At 38.7% G+C, this 1,648-nt stretch carries 1 protein-coding gene; it reads left to right on the top strand.

What is annotated here, in order from left to right; genetic code table 11:
• The first annotated feature begins 391 nt into the window (after positions 1 to 391).
• Positions 392 to 1,447, top strand: a complete 1,056-nt coding sequence (locus tag G322_RS21525; RefSeq protein WP_022943274.1) for an ABC transporter substrate-binding protein — start codon at positions 392 to 394, stop codon at positions 1,445 to 1,447.
• The last annotated feature ends 201 nt before the right edge of the window (positions 1,448 to 1,648 follow it).

The raw sequence follows: 1,648 nt of genomic DNA, 5'->3' as shown, positions 1-1,648 counted from the left end.
TTATCATTCAAGGTGCAAAATTCAGCAAGCTGTGAGGTGAGCAGGTTCTAGGCAGAAAGTTGAAGGTCTAACTGGTTCAATCGATGCTTTCTAACAACGAAGATGCTTGCCTCAAAGCTTGCCTTGTGGGTCGCCAGCTCGAAAACTAATTCGGCGTTGCAGTATATTCGATAAGGGCTAGCCATTGTCATCATACAGCGCCTTGTCTTAGTGTCCGAGCTGACGACTGAATAAAGCACTTTGATTGGTAACGGGTATAGATAAAATGGATGTCTCACAGTCTCATAAAATAAACTATGCTGATAGTAAAGTTTATTTTATTTGTTGATAGGTTAAGATTGTTAGTTTGTTAGTCGCTATAACAACGGATAATCATTTTTCAGGTGGAGATATGCATAAATTACTAACAACATTAATATTACTCATCACTTTTTACCCTCTCCTAGGATTAAGCCAACCCTCTGTCTTATTACTTAACCCCGGGAAATCCAGCGAAAGCTTTTGGAAAGATGTTGATCTGTTTGCGAATGCTGCCGCCACTCGCCTTAAGTTAGACTTGCAAATATTTCATGCTGAACGTAATAATTATTTAATCATAAGGAAAGTTGAACAACTCATAAGAAACAAACAATTACCGGATTATTTGTTAGTAGTTAATGAAAAAAAGGTGTTGCCTAAGTTATTAACTTTGTTAGAAGGGCAGAAAGTTTATTTATTAGTTATCTTGAATGGTTTAACATCTGAGCAACAAAGCAGACGATTAATGAACCCGCATTGGCAAAAATACCTATTAACGAGTTTGATTCCAGATAATTATTGGATAGGTCAACAAACGGCTGAAGCATTGGTTACCGCGGGTGATAATCAAGCGGGAGAAGTACTGATCATCTCAGGAGACAAAACCACACCTGCCTCGATACAAAGGCAAGCTGGTGCCGTAGATTATTTTAATTCGCAACCGCATATTAAGCTTAGCCATCTGGTTTATGCGGAGTGGAACCAAGCAATAAGTTATCAAAAATCATATATATTGATCGAGCGTTCCACTGATCTAAAGTATATTTGGACAGCTAATGATCTGATGGCATTTGGGAGTTTAGAGGCACTTAAAGCGCATCATTTACGCCCCGGAAAAGATGTATTTATCAGTACGATTAATACTTCAGCCAAAGTATTAGCGTTAACAGCATCGCAACAGATAAGTGTGTTGGGAGGCGGGCATTTTACTGCTGCTGGTTGGGCACTTGTCATGATTGATAAGCATCGTAAAGGGCAAAAATTACCACGCTCTATCCAAGCCCCTTTATTTCGAATTATTGAGCCTGGTACTGACTTTTACGACTTATTAGTAAATAAAAATTGGGACGAACTGCCTTTTGAAAAAATGAAAGCAAATGCACAAGGTGGTTATAGTTTTGATATGAAAGCACACAAAGCTAGCGAATAGCGCGTTTGAGTCTCACTGTGGTGATATAGCCTGAGTCAAATTTTCAAGGGATATTATACCACTCCGCCTAAGTAACTGATCGTTTTTACTGGTTTAAATTACTAACATCTGCGTTGCATTCAATCGCAATAGCCGGCTATTACTCAATCATGCGCCTTGACCTTAGTCATTTACCCTGCGTAAAACCTGATCATTATATTA

The organism is Psychromonas hadalis ATCC BAA-638 (genome assembly GCF_000420245.1).
Lineage (GTDB): Bacteria > Pseudomonadota > Gammaproteobacteria > Enterobacterales > Psychromonadaceae > Psychromonas > Psychromonas hadalis.
Note: the sequence above shows the minus strand (reverse complement) of the source record. Positions and strands in the feature narration are given on the sequence as shown.

What these genes read in the sequence shown, in the direction of transcription:
- G322_RS21525 (WP_022943274.1), top strand. Translation starts at nt 392, where the DNA reads ATGCATAAATTACTAACAACATTAATATTACTCATCACTTTTTACCCT.